At 66.5% G+C, this 15206-nt stretch carries 16 protein-coding genes; 3 read left to right on the top strand and 13 right to left on the bottom strand.

Features of this window, described 5'->3' with window-relative positions; genetic code table 11:
- Positions 1-3: 3 nt before the first annotated feature.
- From flgK to flgB, 10 genes are all read right to left on the bottom strand, one after another.
- Complete coding sequence (gene flgK, locus BMY53_RS17105; protein ID WP_092947699.1) at positions 4-1977, bottom strand: flagellar hook-associated protein FlgK; 1974 nt, start codon at positions 1975-1977, stop codon at positions 4-6.
- A 17-nt stretch (positions 1978-1994) separates the two neighbouring features.
- Positions 1995-2876 (bottom strand): flagellar assembly peptidoglycan hydrolase FlgJ, encoded by an 882-nt coding sequence (flgJ, locus tag BMY53_RS17100; protein ID WP_092947698.1) that lies wholly within the window; start codon positions 2874-2876, stop codon positions 1995-1997.
- Position 2877: 1 nt separating this feature from the next.
- On the bottom strand, positions 2878-3951 hold the full coding sequence (locus BMY53_RS17095; protein WP_255370263.1) for a flagellar basal body P-ring protein FlgI: 1074 nt from the start codon (positions 3949-3951) through the stop codon (positions 2878-2880).
- Positions 3952-4078: 127 nt separating this feature from the next.
- Positions 4079-4849 carry a flagellar basal body L-ring protein FlgH gene (locus BMY53_RS17090; RefSeq protein WP_092947793.1) on the bottom strand — a complete coding sequence of 257 codons (771 nt, stop codon included), beginning with the start codon at positions 4847-4849 and terminating at the stop codon, positions 4079-4081.
- A gap of 78 nt (positions 4850-4927) precedes the next feature.
- Entirely contained in the window at positions 4928-5710 is a 783-nt protein-coding gene (flgG, locus tag BMY53_RS17085) for a flagellar basal-body rod protein FlgG (RefSeq protein WP_092947696.1), read from the bottom strand.
- Between the two features lie 64 nt (positions 5711-5774).
- The gene (flgF, locus tag BMY53_RS17080; RefSeq protein WP_092947695.1) at positions 5775-6503 is read right to left on the bottom strand and encodes a flagellar basal-body rod protein FlgF; all 729 of its coding nucleotides are present in this window, start codon (positions 6501-6503) and stop codon (positions 5775-5777) included.
- 67 nt (positions 6504-6570) lie between these two features.
- Positions 6571-7974 carry a flagellar hook protein FlgE gene (gene flgE, locus BMY53_RS17075; RefSeq protein ID WP_092947694.1) on the bottom strand — a complete coding sequence of 468 codons (1404 nt, stop codon included), beginning with the start codon at positions 7972-7974 and terminating at the stop codon, positions 6571-6573.
- A 64-nt stretch (positions 7975-8038) separates the two neighbouring features.
- Positions 8039-8698, bottom strand: coding sequence for a flagellar hook assembly protein FlgD (locus tag BMY53_RS17070; RefSeq protein WP_092947693.1), 660 nt, complete (start codon positions 8696-8698; stop codon positions 8039-8041).
- 61 nt (positions 8699-8759) lie between these two features.
- Entirely contained in the window at positions 8760-9179 is a 420-nt protein-coding gene (flgC, locus tag BMY53_RS17065) for a flagellar basal body rod protein FlgC (protein WP_092947692.1), read from the bottom strand.
- Between the two features lie 26 nt (positions 9180-9205).
- Entirely contained in the window at positions 9206-9589 is a 384-nt protein-coding gene (gene flgB / locus BMY53_RS17060; protein WP_092947691.1) for a flagellar basal body rod protein FlgB, read from the bottom strand.
- 175 nt (positions 9590-9764) lie between these two features.
- Here flgB and flgA point away from each other — a divergent pair, with 175 nt between their 5' ends.
- From flgA to BMY53_RS17045, 3 genes are all read left to right on the top strand, one after another.
- A complete protein-coding gene (flgA, locus tag BMY53_RS17055; RefSeq protein WP_092947690.1) occupies positions 9765-10853 on the top strand; it encodes a flagellar basal body P-ring formation chaperone FlgA in 1089 nt (362 codons plus the stop codon).
- Between the two features lie 207 nt (positions 10854-11060).
- Complete coding sequence (gene flgM / locus BMY53_RS17050) at positions 11061-11435, top strand: flagellar biosynthesis anti-sigma factor FlgM (protein ID WP_177200928.1); 375 nt, start codon at positions 11061-11063, stop codon at positions 11433-11435.
- Positions 11436-11503: 68 nt separating this feature from the next.
- The gene (locus BMY53_RS17045) at positions 11504-11896 is read left to right on the top strand and encodes a hypothetical protein (protein ID WP_092947792.1); all 393 of its coding nucleotides are present in this window, start codon (positions 11504-11506) and stop codon (positions 11894-11896) included.
- A 144-nt stretch (positions 11897-12040) separates the two neighbouring features.
- On the opposite strand, the gene BMY53_RS17040 is transcribed toward BMY53_RS17045, so the two are convergent.
- From BMY53_RS17040 to BMY53_RS17030, 3 genes are all read right to left on the bottom strand, one after another.
- The gene (locus BMY53_RS17040; RefSeq protein ID WP_092947688.1) at positions 12041-12472 is read right to left on the bottom strand and encodes a DUF1841 family protein; all 432 of its coding nucleotides are present in this window, start codon (positions 12470-12472) and stop codon (positions 12041-12043) included.
- A 112-nt stretch (positions 12473-12584) separates the two neighbouring features.
- The gene (kefC, locus tag BMY53_RS17035; protein WP_092947687.1) at positions 12585-14417 is read right to left on the bottom strand and encodes a glutathione-regulated potassium-efflux system protein KefC; all 1833 of its coding nucleotides are present in this window, start codon (positions 14415-14417) and stop codon (positions 12585-12587) included.
- Entirely contained in the window at positions 14417-15160 is a 744-nt protein-coding gene (locus tag BMY53_RS17030; RefSeq protein ID WP_092947686.1) for a glutathione-regulated potassium-efflux system oxidoreductase KefF, read from the bottom strand. The genes kefC and BMY53_RS17030 overlap by 1 nt, the downstream gene beginning before the upstream one ends.
- Positions 15161-15206: the final 46 nt, after the last annotated feature.

The following is a 15206-nucleotide window of genomic DNA, read 5'->3' as shown; positions in this document are numbered from 1 at the left end:
AGCTCAGCGCTGCACGATGCTCAACAATTGGTCAAAGATGGTCTGGGCGGTCTGCAGCACCTTGGCAGCGGCTTGATAACCTTGCTGGAACTGCATCAGCCGGGCGGCTTCCTCGTCGAGGTTGACGCCGGCCTGGCCGGAGCGGGTGGCCTCGGCCTGGCTGGCCACGGTCGTCGAGACGCTGGCCAGGTATTCCGCGCCCTGCACCCGCGAGCCGACATCGGCAATGGCGGCGGCATAGGCCTCGGTCATGGTCTGGCCACGCGAGACGGTGCCGTCGGCCTGCAGCTGCTTGCCCACGAAGGTGTCGCTCTGCAGCGCCAGAAAGGCCTTGGCATTGCCGTTGTTGGTGGACACCACCGAGTCGGACGGCTGCATGTTGATCTTGTCGCCTTCGCGCGGCACACCGTTCATGCGCAGCTCGAAGCCCAGATCCACACCATTGGCCGGGTCGTTGCCGATGGCCTGCCCGGCCTTCCAGGTGCCGGTGTAGCTGGTGTTGTCCGCCAGCGTGATGGTGTAGTTGATGCTCTGGTCCGCGTTAACGGTGCCGAACTGGACGGTGGCGGGCTGCAGGCTCTTGTCGAACTTGCTGTTGACCGCGTAGAGCGTGTCGACCGTGGCGGTGCCCTTGTTGTTGACGTCCGTGGTGCCCACGACCGGCGATGCGGCGGCCAGGCCACTGGGATTGTCCAGGGCACGCTTGAAGCTGGTGGAGGCGCCCGCCACCGGCTCCAGCAGGAAGCGGTCGCCCTGCTGCATGGTGCCGGTCATGGTCAGGCTGATGCCGTAGGCGGCCTCGATCTGGTCCTTGTTCATCGTGGTGGCCGTGCCGTCCGGCCGCACCGCGACCTGGTAGCTGTCCGGCGTGCCGGTGGGGTCCGGCGTGATGACGAAGGAGAGCGCGGGCACCAGCGAGCCGTCCGTCACCGTGGCCGACAGCTTGGCGTCGCCCTTGTTGGTGACGGCCGGCAGCACGGTCGGGTCGGCGATGCTGAAGAGCGGGCCGCCGGCCTGGGCGGTCAGGTCCACGCCCAGGGCCTGCTGCTCGTTGACGCGGGTGGCGATGGCCGTGGCCATCTGCCCCAGCAGGTTGCGGGCATCCTGCAGGTGGGTGTTCTGGTAGCGCAGCAGCGCGGTGATGGAGCCACCGGTGAGCGTGCTGTCGTCCAGCACACGCGAGCCGTTGGCTTCGCTGATGGAGAGCTGTGCGCGTGAATTGTCGTAGGGGTCGGCCGTGACCTCCAGCTGCTGGGCTTCATTGCCCAGCACCAGGCGCTGGCCGCCACCGATGAACACGCCCACCGTGCCATCACTGCTGCTGACGGTGGAGACCTGCACGTACTGGCTCAGTTGCGAGATCAGTTGGTCGCGCTTGTCCAGCAGGTCGTTGGGCGAGTGGCTGGTGCCGGCGGAACGGGCGATCTGGTCATTGGCCGCAGCAATCTGCTTGGCCAGCTCGTTGACGGTCTTGACGTCCGCCTTCATGTCGCTCACCACGCCGGACTGCAGGTCGGCCAATTGCTGGCCCGCGTTCTGGAAGCGCGAGGCCAGCTCCTGGGCCTTGCCCAGCACCACCTGGCGGGCGGAGGGGTCGGCGGGGCGGCTGGCCACGTCCACCAGCGCGTTCAGGAAGTCGTTGCTGGCCTGGCCGATGCCGTCCGAGCCGGTCGGGAAGACGTTCTCCAGCTGCGCCAGTTGCGCCTGCATGGTGTTGTCCATGAAGGACTGCGACTTCGCGGCGGCCGCTTCACGCGTCAGGAACTCGTTGTGCGAGCGCGTGACCGTCTGGACGTTCACGCCCTTGCCGAAGTAGCCCGCGCCGGTGAACTGCCCTTCCGGCGTGGTGAGCACCACTTCCTGGCGCGAGTAGCCGGCCACGTTGGCATTGGCGATGTTCTGGCCGATGGTCTGCAGGGCCGCCTGGTTGGCGAACATGGCCCGCACGCCAAGCGAGAGCAGGGCGGAGGTTGACATCGTCTGCTCCTAGGCCGTCACGCCATGGCGCGTTGGACGCGCATGGTGGTGTTGATGACACGCGCCAGCTTGGACGCGTACTCGGGGTCGGTGGCATAACCGGCCTTCTGCAGGCCCTTGGCAAAGCCTTCGGCGCTGCCGGTGCTGGCCTTGGCCACGACGTCGCGATAACGGTCGTTGCCGCTGATCAGCTTGGCGTAGTCCTTGAAGGCCTCTTCATGGCTGCCATAGGCGCGGAACTTGGCCGTGACCTTCTGCGCCTTGCCGTCCACGTATTCGGTGGTCTGCACCTCGGCGACCTTGCCGGTCCAGCCCGGGCCGGCCTTGATGCCGAAGATGTTGTTGCTGCTGGTGCCGTCCTTGTTGAGGATCTCACGCTTGCCCCAGCCGGATTCATGTGCCGCCTGGGCGATCATGAAGCTGGCCGGGATGCCGGTGGCCGCCTCGGCGGACTTGGCGGCGCTGTCGTGCTTCTGGATGAAGTCCTGCACATGCGGCTGCACGTTCCTGGTTGCCAGTTGCGGCAACTGGGTGGTGGCGGCGGCCGCCTTGGCGCTGGGCAGCTCGCCGTCCTTCACGCCGAGCTGGCGCTGCAGGTGGCGCTCGATGGCCTGCGACAGGCCACCGGGCAGACCCGACATCTTGCCGGCGTATTGCTGGTCCAGCATCTCGCCGCCCATCTGGGTGGCGGAGTTGTCCAGCATGCCGGAAGCCATCGTGGCCTGGCGCATGCTCTTCATCACCTCCTGCATGAAGAGGGTCTCGAACTGCTTGGCGGTTTCCTTGATCGCGGCCTTGGGGTCGCGGGTGGCAACCGACTTGAGCTGGTCGATCGAGCGGGTGTCCGAAGACAGTCCGCCGGAACCCAGCGCGGTGCTCAGGGGCGTGGAGAGCGCCATGTCAGATCACCTCCAGCTCGGCGTTCAGGGCGCCGGCGCTTTTCATGGCCTGCAGGATGGCCAGCAGATCCTGAGGGGTGGCGCCCAGCGTGTTGAGCGCCTTGACCACATCGTTCAGGCGGGTGCCGGCGGGCAGCTGGATCAGCGTGCCCGGGTCCTGCTTGATGGAGATATCGGTTTTCTCGGTGACGGTGGTCTGGCCGCCAGACAGCGCATTGGGCTGGCTGACCTGCGGTGTGCTGGAGATGGTCACCGCCAGGTTGCCGTGTGCCACGGCGCAGGGCGAGAGCGTCACGGCCTGATTCATCACCACCGAGCCTGTGCGGGCATTGATCACGATGCGCGCGGCAGGCGTGTCCAGTTCGATGGCGAGGTTCTCCATGTCGGCCAGGAAGGCCACGCGGGCGTCCGGCGCCAGCGGCGCACGCACGCGCACCACACGGCCGTCCAGCGGCATGGCCGTGCCTTCGCCCTTGGCCTTGTTGATGGCCTTGGCCACCGCACGGGCGGTGCCGAAGTCCGAGGCGTTCAGGTCCAGTTGCAGGAATTCGTTCTGCTGCAGCGGCGTGGGCACGCTGCGTTCGACCAGGGCTCCGTTGGGGATGCGGCCGGCGCTCAGATGGTTGATCTGGACCTTGGAGCCGCCTGCCGAGGCACCGGCGCCGCCCACGATCAGGTTGCCCTGGGCGATGGCGTAGACCTGCCCGTCCGCACCGCGCAGGGGCGTGGCGATCAGCGTGCCGCCGCGCAGGCTCTTGGCGTTGCCCATGGAGGACACCACCACGTCCAGCGGCTGGCCGGGTTGGGCGAAGGGGGGGAGCTGGGTGGTGATCATCACCGCCGCGACGTTGCGCGGCTGCATGGTCACGCCCTGGGGCAGCAGCACACCGAACTGCTGCAGCATCGCGGTCATGCTCTGACCGGTGAAGGGCGCCTGGGTGGTCTGGTCGCCGGTGCCGTCCAGGCCCACGACCAGGCCATAGCCGGTCAACGGGTTGGAACGCACCCCCTGCACCACCGCGACTTCCTTGATGCGGGTCGCCTGGGCCGGTGTGGCCAGGGCGAACAGCGCCATCAAGCTCAGCAGGCCACTGGCCAGCAGGCGGGGGCAGGAACTGAAAACGCGGCGGAAGGTGGTGGTGGTGTTGGGGTACATCTCGGTCACACGTGAGGCAGACTCGTGTGACCGATTGTGGGCAAACTTAAGTCGGTGAAAGGTTCAAGAAGAACCGGGATAGCCAGCCAATTGAATGGGCATCCGCCACGGCGCCACGGCCGCGTTGCTCCACCCGGACGTTGGCGATGGCGGTGGATGGCACCAGGTTCCCCTGGCGAATCGACTGCGGATCCACCTGGCCGAAGAAGCGCAGCACATCCACGTTGTTGTTGACCCCGACCTGTTTTTCACCGGAGATCAGCAGATGGCCGTTGGGCAGCACGCCCGTGACCACGGCGGTGATGGTGCCGGAGAAGTCGTTGGTGTTTTCGTTGGTGCCCTTGCCGGTGTTCTTGTTGGTGGAGGTGCCCCCCACCTCGGCGCGGCCGGCCCCGAAGGAACCCGCGGCAATGCCGGGAATGGCGGTCACGGCAGCCGCCAGCGAGCCGGTCTTGTCCAGCTCGGAGCTGGATTTCTGCGAGGCGCTGACCTTTTCCGTGATGGTCACCGTCACGATGTCGCCCACCAGGCGGGCGCGGTGATCTTCGAACAGCGGACGGAAATTGGCGTTCTGGTAGATGGCGCCGTTGTTGGCGGAGGCCGGGATGGGCTCTGGCATCTTCACCACCGGGGCGGGCTGCATATCCACACGCGGCTGGGGGTAAGGCGTGCTGCAGGCACTCAGCAGGGTGATGGCGGGCACCGACAGGCCGATGACCGCGCTGCGAACGACGCTGCCTAGCGAAGACAGACCGGCGGGAGCGTGGGTGGAACCACGAACGGAAGAACGGGCGGACCGTGAGGCATACCGGGACATGAACAACTCCTGGAATAGTGCTGCCGCGAAGCGTGTCGCGGCCGGAATCACGAAGACGCGCAACCTGGACCCGGGGGGTCAGATCTGCGTGAGCTTTTGCAGCATCTGATCCGACGTCTGGATGGCCTTGGAGTTGAGCTCGTAGGCGCGCTGGGTCTGGATCATGGACACCAGTTCTTCCACCACATTCACATTGGAGGTCTCGGTGAAGCCTTGCTGCACGGCCCCGAGGCTGTTGGTCGAGGGTGCACCGGTCTGGGGCGTGCCGGAGGCGACCGTCTCCGCATAGAGGTTGCCGCCCAGCGATTCAAGCCCGGGCGGGTTGATGAAGTTGGCGAGCTGGAGCTGGCCCAGCGTCGTCTGGGTGGTGCTGCCGGCCGTGGTGACGGCCACCGTGCCGTCCTGGCCGATGGTGAGCGTCTTGGCGTCCTGCGGCACGATGATGCCGGGCAGCACGGTGTAGCCGTTGTTGGTCACCACCTGGCCGTTGGCGTCCAGCTGGAAGCTGCCGTCACGGGTGTAGGCGGTGGTGCCGTCGGGCATCTGGATCTGGAAGAAGCCGTTGCCCTTGATCGCCACATCCAGGTAGCTGCCGGACTGCTGCAGGGCGCCCTGGGTGTGGTTGCGGGAGGTGGCCACGGCGCGCACGCCCAGGCCCACCTGCAGGCCGGTGGGCAGGCTGGTCTGCTCGGACGTGGCGGAGCCGGCCGGGCGCAGGTTCTGATACATCAGATCCTCGAACACGGCGTGTTCGCGCTTGTAGCCGTTGGTCGATACGTTGGCCAGGTTGTGCGAGACCACGTCCAGCTGCATTTGCTGGGCTTCCATGCCGGTCTTGGCGATCCAGAGGGAACGAAGCATCTTGAACTCCTAATTCTTCAGGCAGCGTGACTGTGCACTCGATCAGCGGACGACGATCGGTCGATCAACTGTCGGAAAGCAGCTTTGAAGCTGCCTGGCCGTGGGTCTGGGCAATCTGCAGCAGTTTCATCTGCTGCTCGAACTGGCGCGCGGCGGAGATCATGCCCACCATCGTTTCCACCGGGCTCACGTTGGAGCCTTCCAGGGCACCGGCCTGGACACGGGCGGTCGGGTCGGCCGGCAGCGGGTCGCCGCCGGCAGGCGTGAACAGCCCGTCATCGCGGCGGGTGAAGCGGCCATCCTCGATCACCAGCTTGAGCTTGCCGATGTTCACCGGCCGCTGGTTGCCGGTCTTGGCGGTGATGGTGCCGTCGCCGCCGATGTCGATGGTGGAGTTGGGCGGCACGGTGATCGGACCGCCGTCGCCCAGCACCTGCAGGCCGTTGCGCATGACCAGCACGCCTTCGGCGTTCACGTCCATGGAGCCGGCACGGGTATAGGCCTCGGTGCCGTCCAGGGCCTGGACCGCCATCCAGGAGCGGCCCTTCATGGCCACGTCCAGGTTGCGGCCGGTGGTTTCCACCGGGCCGGCCGACAGGTCGTGGCCGGTGGTGGTTTCCAGCGAGAAGGCCCGCACGGTGGAGCCGTCGCCCCGCACCGGCACCGCCCGGAACGCCTGCAGCTCGGCGCGAAAGCCGTTGCTGTTGGCGTTGGCCAGGTTGTTGGCCAGCACGTCCTGGCGCGAGAGTGCCGCCTGCGCGCCACTCATCGACAGATAGATCATGCGGTCCATGGTCCGGGGTCCTTAACTTGCGGGTCCTGGGGGGAGGGGGTTCAGTGCAGCGGAGGCGGCCGGCGCGTCAGCGCAGGTTCACCAGCGTCTGCAGCACCTGATCCTGCGTCTTGATGGTCTGGGCGTTGGCCTGGTAGACCCGCTGGGCGGTCACCATGTTCACCAGTTCGTTGGTCAGGTCCACGTTGGACTCTTCCAGCGCACCGGCGTTGAGCGACCCCAGGTTGCCGTCACCGGGCACGCCGACCACGGCGGAGCCCGACGCATTCGTCTGCAGCCACAGGTTGCCGCCCAGGGGCTGCAGGCCTTGCGGATTGCGGAAGGTGGCCAATTCGATCTGGCCGGCCGGCTTGGACTGGCCGTTGGAATAACGCGCCGTGACCGTGCCGTTGTCTTCGATGCTGATGCCGGTCAGCTGGCCCGGGGCGTAGCCGTCCTGGCTCAGGCTGGTCACCGCAAAGTTCGAGCCGTTTTCCACGGCCGAACGCATGTCCAGCGAGATGCCGGCCACGGACGGGTCGGACAGGTCGGCCGGCGGAGCGGGGATGGACAGGGTCGGGGCGCCCTGCGAATTCACGCCCGCGGGGATCTTCAGGTTCAGCAGCTCGTTGGGGCCGGGCGAGACCGGGTTGCCGCCGGTGGGCAGGAACGTCATGGTCGTGTAGGGCGTCAGCGGGTTGCCGGTGGCGGTGCCGTCATCGGTCTCGATGGGGTTGCCCTGGGCGTCGTACTGCACGGCGCTGCCATTGGCCGTCACATAGACGTTCCACACGGTGTTGCCGTTGGCGTCGTCATTGTTGGCGCGCTGGTAGTACATGGTGACGGCAATGGGCTGGCCCTTGGCGTCGTACACCGTCATCGAGGTGGCGTTGTTGTAGGACTTGGGGTCGTCCAGCTTCAGGCCGGTCTGGTCGATCTTGGCGGAATTCGGGTCGGCCGGGTCGCTCAGCTCGTAAGGCGCGGTGGCGGCAGCACGGGAATCCAGCGTGAATTCCATCGCGATGTCGTCGGTGACCTTGGGTTCGATGCCGCCGGTGGGCAGCTTCAGCGAGGTCGCCAGGCCCGGCTGGATCACGCCGTTGCCGTCGGCCGGGTAGCCCTGCAGCTTGAGCTGGTCGTTGTTGACGATGTAGCCGTCCTTGTCCACCTTGAACTGGCCGTTGCGGGTGTACATCGTCGGGCTCTTGCCGTCGCTGACCTGGAAGAACCCGTTGCCGTTGATGGCCAGGTCCATCGGGTTTTCCGTCACGGAGATGCTGCCCTGCGTGAACTGCTGCGCCACGGCCTGCAGTTGCACACCGATGCCGATCTCGTTCGTGCCGGCGCCGTTCAGGGCGGTGGCATACATGTCGGCGAACTCGGCGCGAGAGGACTTCGCACCGTAGGTCTGGGCATTGGCGATGTTGTGGCCGATCACTTCCAGGTTCTTGCTGGAAGCGTTCAGTCCGGAGAGGCCTTGTTGGAAGCTCATGAGAAGTCCTTGGGCGGTTCAGTTCGGGGGGCGGACGCTTGGAGGGCGGGCTGAGGGAGCGGGGTCAGACGATCGCGCGGACCTTGTCGTAATCGACCAGGCCGTTGTTCTTCAGTTCCAGCTGCAGCGTGCTGCCGCCGGTGTTGACGGCGCTCACCACGTCGCGCGTGTAGGTGGTGGCGGTGACCGGGTTGGAATTGCTGGTCGCCGTGATGCGGTAGGTCAGGCCGGTGGTCTCGCCGGCCTTGCTCGCATCCCAGGTGAAGTTGCGAGAGCCGGCCTTCTGCGCGCCCAGCTCCTGCGTGGAGATGACCGTGCCACCGCCGTTGAGGATTTCCAGCTTGACCGAGTCGGCGGGGTTGGCCAGTTCGTAGTTCAGTTCGGCCTTGCCGTTTTCCACCGTGACGGCATTGCCCGGCACGGTGACCGAGCGGCCCACCAGGCTGACGCTTTGCAGCGCTTGCATCTGGCTGAACTGGGTGGCCAGGCTCTGGATGCTGGTGTTGACGTTGCCCACACCCGTCACCGTCTGGATCTGGGCCAGCTGGGTGGTCACCTGGGCGTTGTCCATCGGGTTCATCGGATCCTGGTTCTGCATCTGGGCGACCAGCAGCTTCAGGAAGCGGTCCTGCGTGTCCGCAGCGTTGGGCGTCGCGGAGGCGCTGGACGAACCGGTCGTGGTCGTCGAGGTCTTGTTCGTGACGTTCAGGGTGGAGTAGTCCATGGTCGGGCCTTGTCCGGGTGTTCGTTAGGCGGGCTTGAATGTCTGAACCGGCAACGCCGGATCAACCCTGGCCCATCTGGAGGGTCTTGAGCAACAGCGACTTGGCCGTGCCCATGACTTCCAGGTTGTTCTGGTAGGAGCGCGAGGCGGAGATCATGTTGACCATCTCCTCCACCGTGTTCACATTGCTGTAGGTGACGTAGCCATTGGCATCGGCCAGTTGGTGCTGGGGGTCGTGCACCCGGCGGCCGGGGGCCTGGTTTTCCTGCACGGCGACCACCTGCACACCAACGTCGGTGGCGTCGGTCATGCCGTTCTGGTTCATCAGGCTCTGGAACACCACCTCGCGGGCCTTGTAGGCCTGGCCATCCGGGCCGGCCACGGTGTCCGCATTGGCCATGTTGCTGGCCACGGCGTTCAGGCGCTGGCTCTGGGCGCTGACGGCGCTGCCCGAGATATGGAAGATGCTGAACATCGACATCGCTGGGTTCTCCTTGCGACGTGCCGTCAGGCGGCGTTAGGCGACTTCATGGCATCCATGATGGTGCGCACGTTGCCGTTGATGAAACGCAGCGACGCCTCGTACTTGACGGTGTTATCGGCGAAGCTGGCACGTTCCCGGTCCATGTCCACCGTGTTGCTGTCCATGCTGGTCATCGCGGTCAGCGAGTTCTGCAGGGCGCCCTGGGTCCGTTGGGTCAGGGTCTGGTTGGAATCGGCGGCGGCCGGGGAGGTCGCGTCGCGCAGCGCCTTGGCGAAATCCATGTCCCGTGACTGGTAGCCCGGGGTGTCGGCATTGGCGATGTTGCTGGCCAGCAAGCGCTGACGCTCCGCCCGCAGGGTCAGCGCCTGGGCCTGGAAGTTCATTGCGTCGGTCAGTCGGTTCATCATGCTGGTGCTCCTTGGGGTCGTCCGCCGGTCCTGTCTGAGGGGGGCTGGACGCCAGTGGGCTTGTCACGTCCGGCCATTGTGGGCAGCCGGCCGGAAAACATGAGCGGGATAAGACGGGGGTTTGCGGCGCATTTCAAAGCCATGCGGCCAGGCCCCCTCTATAAAGTTCCAACCCATGCCATCCCGTCTTGCCCCCTACGCGCACGCGCTGCCCGCCCGGCTGGCCGCCGCCTTCCTGGCGTGCGGGCTGGCACTGGCCGGTGCCGGAACGGCCTACGCCCAGCGAGGTTCGCTACCGGAACCGGTGATCGATCCCAATATGGGAGCGTCGCCGAGCCAGGCGCAGCAGCAAGCGCAATCCCAGCCCCAACCACAATCGCAATCGCAATCGCAATCGCAACCCCAGGGCCAGATGCCGCAGCGGCAGGTGGCGGTGCAGGCCCCCGTACAGATGCAAGGGCAGGGGCAAGGGCAAATGCCCCAGCGTCAGCTGTCGGTGACGGCCCCTGTGATTCAGCAGACGCCTGCAGCGCAGCCGCTGGTTCAGCCGCCTCTGCAAGCAACGGTGATCTCGCCAGTGGTGGCCGCCAGCCCACGGATGACGTCTGCTACCCCACCGCCGCCGCTCGGTGCGTTGGAAAGCAGCCTTCAGGACAGCCTGCAGATGCTGGCCATGGCCGGTGCCCGCATGGTGGCGCCCACGCAGGCCCGGGTGGTGGTGGAGCTGGGCCGTCTGGACCCGCGACTGCGACTGGCGCCCTGCGAACAAATTCAGCCCTACCTGCCGCCCAACCAACGGATGTGGGGCCGTACGCGTATCGGCATCCGCTGCCTGTCCGGTCCCACCAAGTGGAATGTGAGCCTGCCGCTGACGATCCGGGTGTTTGCACCGGCCTATATCGCGGCATCCGACCTGCCGACCGGCACACAATTGACTCAAGAACATCTGCGTCTGGCCGAAACAGATATTGCAGGCGAAGCCGGCTTCATCTTTACCCAGCCTGAGGGCTGGGTGGGACGACACCTGGCGAAGGGCCTGATGGCCGGTGAGGCCTTGCGCTCGACCGACTTGAAGCTGCGCCAATGGGTGCAGCCCGGGGAACGGGTGCAGGTGCAGGCCACCGGCGAGGGTTACGCGGTTTCGGGCGAAGGCCAGGCCATGGGGGTCGGGCTGGAAGGCCAGGACGTGCGCATACGTTTCGACAACGGCCGGATGGTCACGGGCCGAACTGTTGGCGAACGTAAAGTCGAGGTTTTGCTGTGAATCTGGCGGGAGAATTGGTCCTCAAGACTGCTCCAACGCCTGCCACCGTGGCGAGTTGCGTGAAATGGGCGGGGTTTGTCCCGTTCTTCGGTATCCATTTCGTGAAGACTGGCCCTAAAGTCCTGTCTGCACGGGCCGATATACCGAATATCGAATGGGGTCCGGCCCACGCCTGGATCCGCGGAGAAAATGCCATGGAGATTCGCCATGAAGATCGGTAACAGCCCAGAACTCAACGCCTACACCAAGCTGAGCAACACTCGCACGGGTGGGGCCGACACCGGCCGTACCGGGACCACCGGCACGGCGGCAGGTGCAACAGATACAGCGGGTGCCGCAGTGGCCACACGTGCAACCGGGGTGGTGGCGGAAGACGCCGGCTCCCAGGTGGCGCTGTCCAGCACGGCCAGCACCCTGATGTCCTCGTCGGTCTCCGGCTCGGACGACAGCATTGACATGGACAAGGTGAACCGCATCGCTGACGCGATCCGGAACGGCGAGTTCAGCATCAATGCCGGCGTGATCGCCGACAAGCTCATTGCCAACACCGCCGAACTGCTCGGCAAGGTACAGTCACACTGATCCCGCACTGATCAAACAGAAAGCCATTCAGCGTGTCCGCCCCGAAGATCAACGTGCCTGGTGTCGCCATGTCCGCTACGCCCAATGCCCAGCCCCAAATCGACCTCGAGCAGCCCCTGCAAGAGGTGGAAAGCTGTCTGAACCTGCTGGGTGACGCCCTGCATCGACGAGACACGCAGGCCATCGAGCTGCATGCGGCGGCGCTGCATTTGGCCCTGGCGCGCGCCATCGAGCAATTCACCATGGCGGCTCGCAGTGGCGTGGTGCCGGCGGGGCTGCGCACGCGGCTGGTTCAGGCGGGTGGCCGAGTGGCGGCCCAGCGTGAATCGCTGGCCCGTGCCACGGCAGCGCTGGACCGTGCCATTGATGTGCTGATGCCCGGTGAACCCACCGGCCTGTATGGCGCCTCCGGCAAGAACGAACGCAAGTCAGCCCTGACGGGCGGGTCCATCCAGGCCTGAGCCCGCGCGCTTCGAGACCGGTTCCCCAGATCAAAGGCCACGCACTGCGTGGCCTTTGTCGTTTCTGATCCGCTGCCTTGGCGGCCTTAGAAGCCTTGGCGGCCTCAGCTGGCCTTAACTGTGCTCAGCTGGCCTTAACTGTCCTCAGCGGGTCGCCTTGCGCCGCAGGCAGTCCAGATAGGCATGCCCATCCGGGGGCAGGCCGCTGCGCTGGGAGGTCCAGATCATTTCGCCCAGGCATTCCATCGCTTCGTGATGGGCCTCGTGCAGGGACTGGCGGCGCGCGGCCAGCAGGTCCAGGGCCTGGCGCACACCGCGGGGCTGGTCGATCTTGTGCTGTTCGATCAGCGTCAGGTGCATGGACAGGTGGAGGAACGGGTTGGTGCGCCCGTCTTCCACCGTGTAGACGGCGGCCAGGGCGGCCACCGGGTCGGACAGGTCGCCGTGATATTCCGGATGTTCAACGATCCAGTCGGCCGCGATGACCTCCATCGGGGTCAGCGGCAGACTTTCGCGCTGCTTGCGATAGGTCTCGCAGAAGAACTTGCGGACCTCGAGTTGGGAAGGAGCAAACATAAGCGCTGGATTGTCGCCGGGCTGACCCAGGTCTGCTGGCGTAGGGAAGCTGTGCCAGGTCAGCGCGTGGGCGTCATGCAGGGCTTCCCGGGCTTCCTCTGGGCCTGGCGCGTCAGGCAGACGTGCCCTTGGGGTGCTCCGGCTCCTGCCAGGGCCGGGCGGTCTGGCCATCGGCCATCGCGCGGCGCTCCTGGGCCAAGCGCTCTTCCAACTGCTGGCGGCCCTGCTTGGACAGCGCGATGAGGGTGTCCAGGTCGCCCCGGTGCGGCCGCATCGCTTCCATCTGCTCGACGCTGTGGCGCCGGAAACGCCAGGCCAGCTGGCGGGCGGCGTGAGGCGTCCAGCCGATCTGCTCCATCACGCTGCGAGCGCTCATGAGTGCCGAGTCCAGCGTCTCCCGCTCGATCATCTCCACCCCCAGGTCCCGCAGCGCGTAATAGTGCTGCACGTTGCGGGCACGGGCCACGATCGTCAGGTGAGGGAACTGCTCCCGGGCCAATTCCGCGATCTTGATGCTGTGGTTGCTGTCATCCACCGCAATCACCAGCACGTGCGCGGTATCAGCGCCGGCAATGCGCAGCAGTTCCAGCCGCGTGGCGTCACCCCAGAACACGCGCCAGCCAAACCGCCGCAGGGATTCGACCGTGTCGGCGTCATGGTCCAGCACCGTGGCGCTCACGCCATTGGCATTGAGCACCCGGCCGATGATCTGGCCGTAGCGGCCGAAGCCGGCAATGATCACCGGGGAGTTCTGCTGCTCCTTGAGCTCATGCGGCGAACTGCGGGTTTGCTTGCGGGCGCGCCGCTGCACCCAGGCCAGCAGGGCCGGCGTCAGCGCCAGCGACAAGGCCACCGCGGCGACCAGCACCGAGCGCTGGGCGGCGTCCAGCAAGGTGGCCTGTTCCGCGAGCTGGAACACCACAAAGCCGAATTCCCCGCCTTGCGCCAGAAGGATCACGAACACCGGGCGCTCCAGCTTGGGCAGGTCCATCAGGCGCGACAGCACGGCCAGTACCAGGCCCTTGCAGATCCACAACGCGGCCAGCATGCCCAGCACCGCCAACGGGCGTTGCCACAGCACGGTCAGATCCAGGCCCATGCCCACGGCGATGAAGAACATGCCCAGCAGCAGGCCCTTGAAGGGCTCCAGGTCGGCCTCCAGCGCGCGGCGGTATTCGCTTTCTGCGAGCAGCACACCAGCGGCGAAGGCGCCCAGTGCCATCGACAGCCCCACCTTCTGCATCAGCGCCGCCGTGCCCAGCACCAGCAGCAGCGACGCAGCGGTGAAGATCTCCGGCGTGCCACTGCGGGCGATCCAGCGCAACAGCGGGCGCAGCAGCAGCCGGCCCCCCAGCACGATGGCCACCAGCGCGGCCAGTGCCAGCCACAGGCGGGTGCTGTCGTGGCCGGCGGCGGGCCGGCCCTGGCTGGCCAGCAGCGGCACCAGGGCCAGCACCGGAATGGCGGCGATGTCTTGCAACAGCGCCACACTGATCACGCTCTGGCCGGCGCGGGTGCCGCCCAGGTTGCGCTCGGCCAGTATGGCCAGCGCCACCGCGGTGGAGGACATCGCCAGGCCCAGGGCGGCAATCACCGCGGTGTGCCAGTCCGAATCCAGCCAGAAGGCCGGCACCAGCAGCAGCGCGGCGCAGCCCAGCATCTGGGCCGACCCCCAGCCGAAGATGGGCCGGCGCATGGCCCACAGCCGCTTGGGCTCCAGCTCCAGGCCGACCAGGAACATCATCAGCACCACGCCGAACTCGCCAATCTCCAGCACGGTGGCCGGATGGCTGATCAGCCCCAGCACCTGCGGGCCCAGCAGCACGCCGGCCACCAGGTAGCCCAGGATGGCGCCCAGCTTCAGGCCACGTGCCAGGGGCACGGCCAGCACCGCTGCGGCCAGCAGCACCAGCGGCGTCATCAACCAATTGCCATGCGCTTCCATCAGACCGGCACTCCTTCCTGGCTGGCGGGGCGGTCCTCATTGGGGACGGCCTCCTGGTCGGGTTCGGGCTGGCGGTCACACCATTCGGGCAGTTCCTTGAGCCCGCCCACGAAGCGTTGCGCGTGGGCCTGGATCTCTTCGTCGCTGGCCTTTTGCGCGCTGTGCAGCAGCAGGGGCGGCACAAAGCGCATGCCGCAGAGCGCGGCGGTCTGGGCATAAGGCAGCAGGAAGTCCTCCACGGGGTGGTGGTTGTAGCCCTGCGGACTGTAGGCGTGGGCGCTGCCGCCGGTGGAGGTCACCAGCCACAGGTCCTTGCCATGCAGGGCGTGGCCGCTGCTGCCGTAGGCAAAACCCACGCTCAGCACCTCATCCACCCACAGCTTCATCAGCGCCGGCATGCCGTACCAGTGCATCGGGTGCAGCCACACCAGCAACTTGGCGTCGCGCAGCGCTTCCTGTTCGGCGTGGGTGTCGATCGAATAGTCCGGATACAGCGCATACAGATCCCGCACCCGCACGCCGGGCAGGCCGTGAACGGCGGAGAGCAGCGCCCGAGTGACCCGGGAATGCGCCAGGTCGGGGTGCGCGGCCAGGATCAGGATGGGCGCGGAGGCGTCGGTGGCGGGGGGCAGGGGCCGGCCCGCCAGCGTGGCGGGGAGGGCAGACGCCGCAGTGGCGGAGGCGGGAGAGACGGCAGTTGCGCTCTCAGGGTTGCCACCAGGGGGAGGATGCTTCGAAGACATGGGCCCGGAGTATGCGGTATCGCCTAAGATCCCGACGCACCCATCA

It is taken from the genome of Roseateles sp. YR242 (assembly GCF_900109745.1).
In the GTDB taxonomy this organism is placed as follows: domain Bacteria; phylum Pseudomonadota; class Gammaproteobacteria; order Burkholderiales; family Burkholderiaceae_C; genus Roseateles.
This window is presented reverse-complemented; position numbering and strand designations above follow the sequence as displayed.

Coding starts and splice junctions, on each gene's coding strand:
- flgK (WP_092947699.1), bottom strand. CDS start 1,977: ATGTCAACCTCCGCCCTGCTCTCGCTTGGCGTGCGGGCCATGTTCGCC.
- flgM (WP_177200928.1), top strand. CDS start 11,061: ATGAAGATCGGTAACAGCCCAGAACTCAACGCCTACACCAAGCTGAGC.
- flgA (WP_092947690.1), top strand. CDS start 9,765: ATGCCATCCCGTCTTGCCCCCTACGCGCACGCGCTGCCCGCCCGGCTG.
- BMY53_RS17095 (WP_255370263.1), bottom strand. CDS start 3,951: ATGGCGCTGTTCGCCCTGGCCACACCGGCCCAGGCGACCCGCATCAAG.
- BMY53_RS17090 (WP_092947793.1), bottom strand. CDS start 4,849: ATGTCCCGGTATGCCTCACGGTCCGCCCGTTCTTCCGTTCGTGGTTCC.
- flgJ (WP_092947698.1), bottom strand. CDS start 2,876: ATGGCGCTCTCCACGCCCCTGAGCACCGCGCTGGGTTCCGGCGGACTG.
- flgC (WP_092947692.1), bottom strand. CDS start 9,179: ATGTCGATGTTCAGCATCTTCCATATCTCGGGCAGCGCCGTCAGCGCC.
- kefC (WP_092947687.1), bottom strand. CDS start 14,417: ATGGAAGCGCATGGCAATTGGTTGATGACGCCGCTGGTGCTGCTGGCC.
- flgG (WP_092947696.1), bottom strand. CDS start 5,710: ATGCTTCGTTCCCTCTGGATCGCCAAGACCGGCATGGAAGCCCAGCAA.
- flgE (WP_092947694.1), bottom strand. CDS start 7,974: ATGAGCTTCCAACAAGGCCTCTCCGGACTGAACGCTTCCAGCAAGAAC.
- BMY53_RS17070 (WP_092947693.1), bottom strand. CDS start 8,698: ATGGACTACTCCACCCTGAACGTCACGAACAAGACCTCGACGACCACG.
- flgF (WP_092947695.1), bottom strand. CDS start 6,503: ATGGACCGCATGATCTATCTGTCGATGAGTGGCGCGCAGGCGGCACTC.
- flgB (WP_092947691.1), bottom strand. CDS start 9,589: ATGATGAACCGACTGACCGACGCAATGAACTTCCAGGCCCAGGCGCTG.
- BMY53_RS17045 (WP_092947792.1), top strand. CDS start 11,504: ATGTCCGCTACGCCCAATGCCCAGCCCCAAATCGACCTCGAGCAGCCC.
- BMY53_RS17040 (WP_092947688.1), bottom strand. CDS start 12,472: ATGTTTGCTCCTTCCCAACTCGAGGTCCGCAAGTTCTTCTGCGAGACC.
- BMY53_RS17030 (WP_092947686.1), bottom strand. CDS start 15,160: ATGTCTTCGAAGCATCCTCCCCCTGGTGGCAACCCTGAGAGCGCAACT.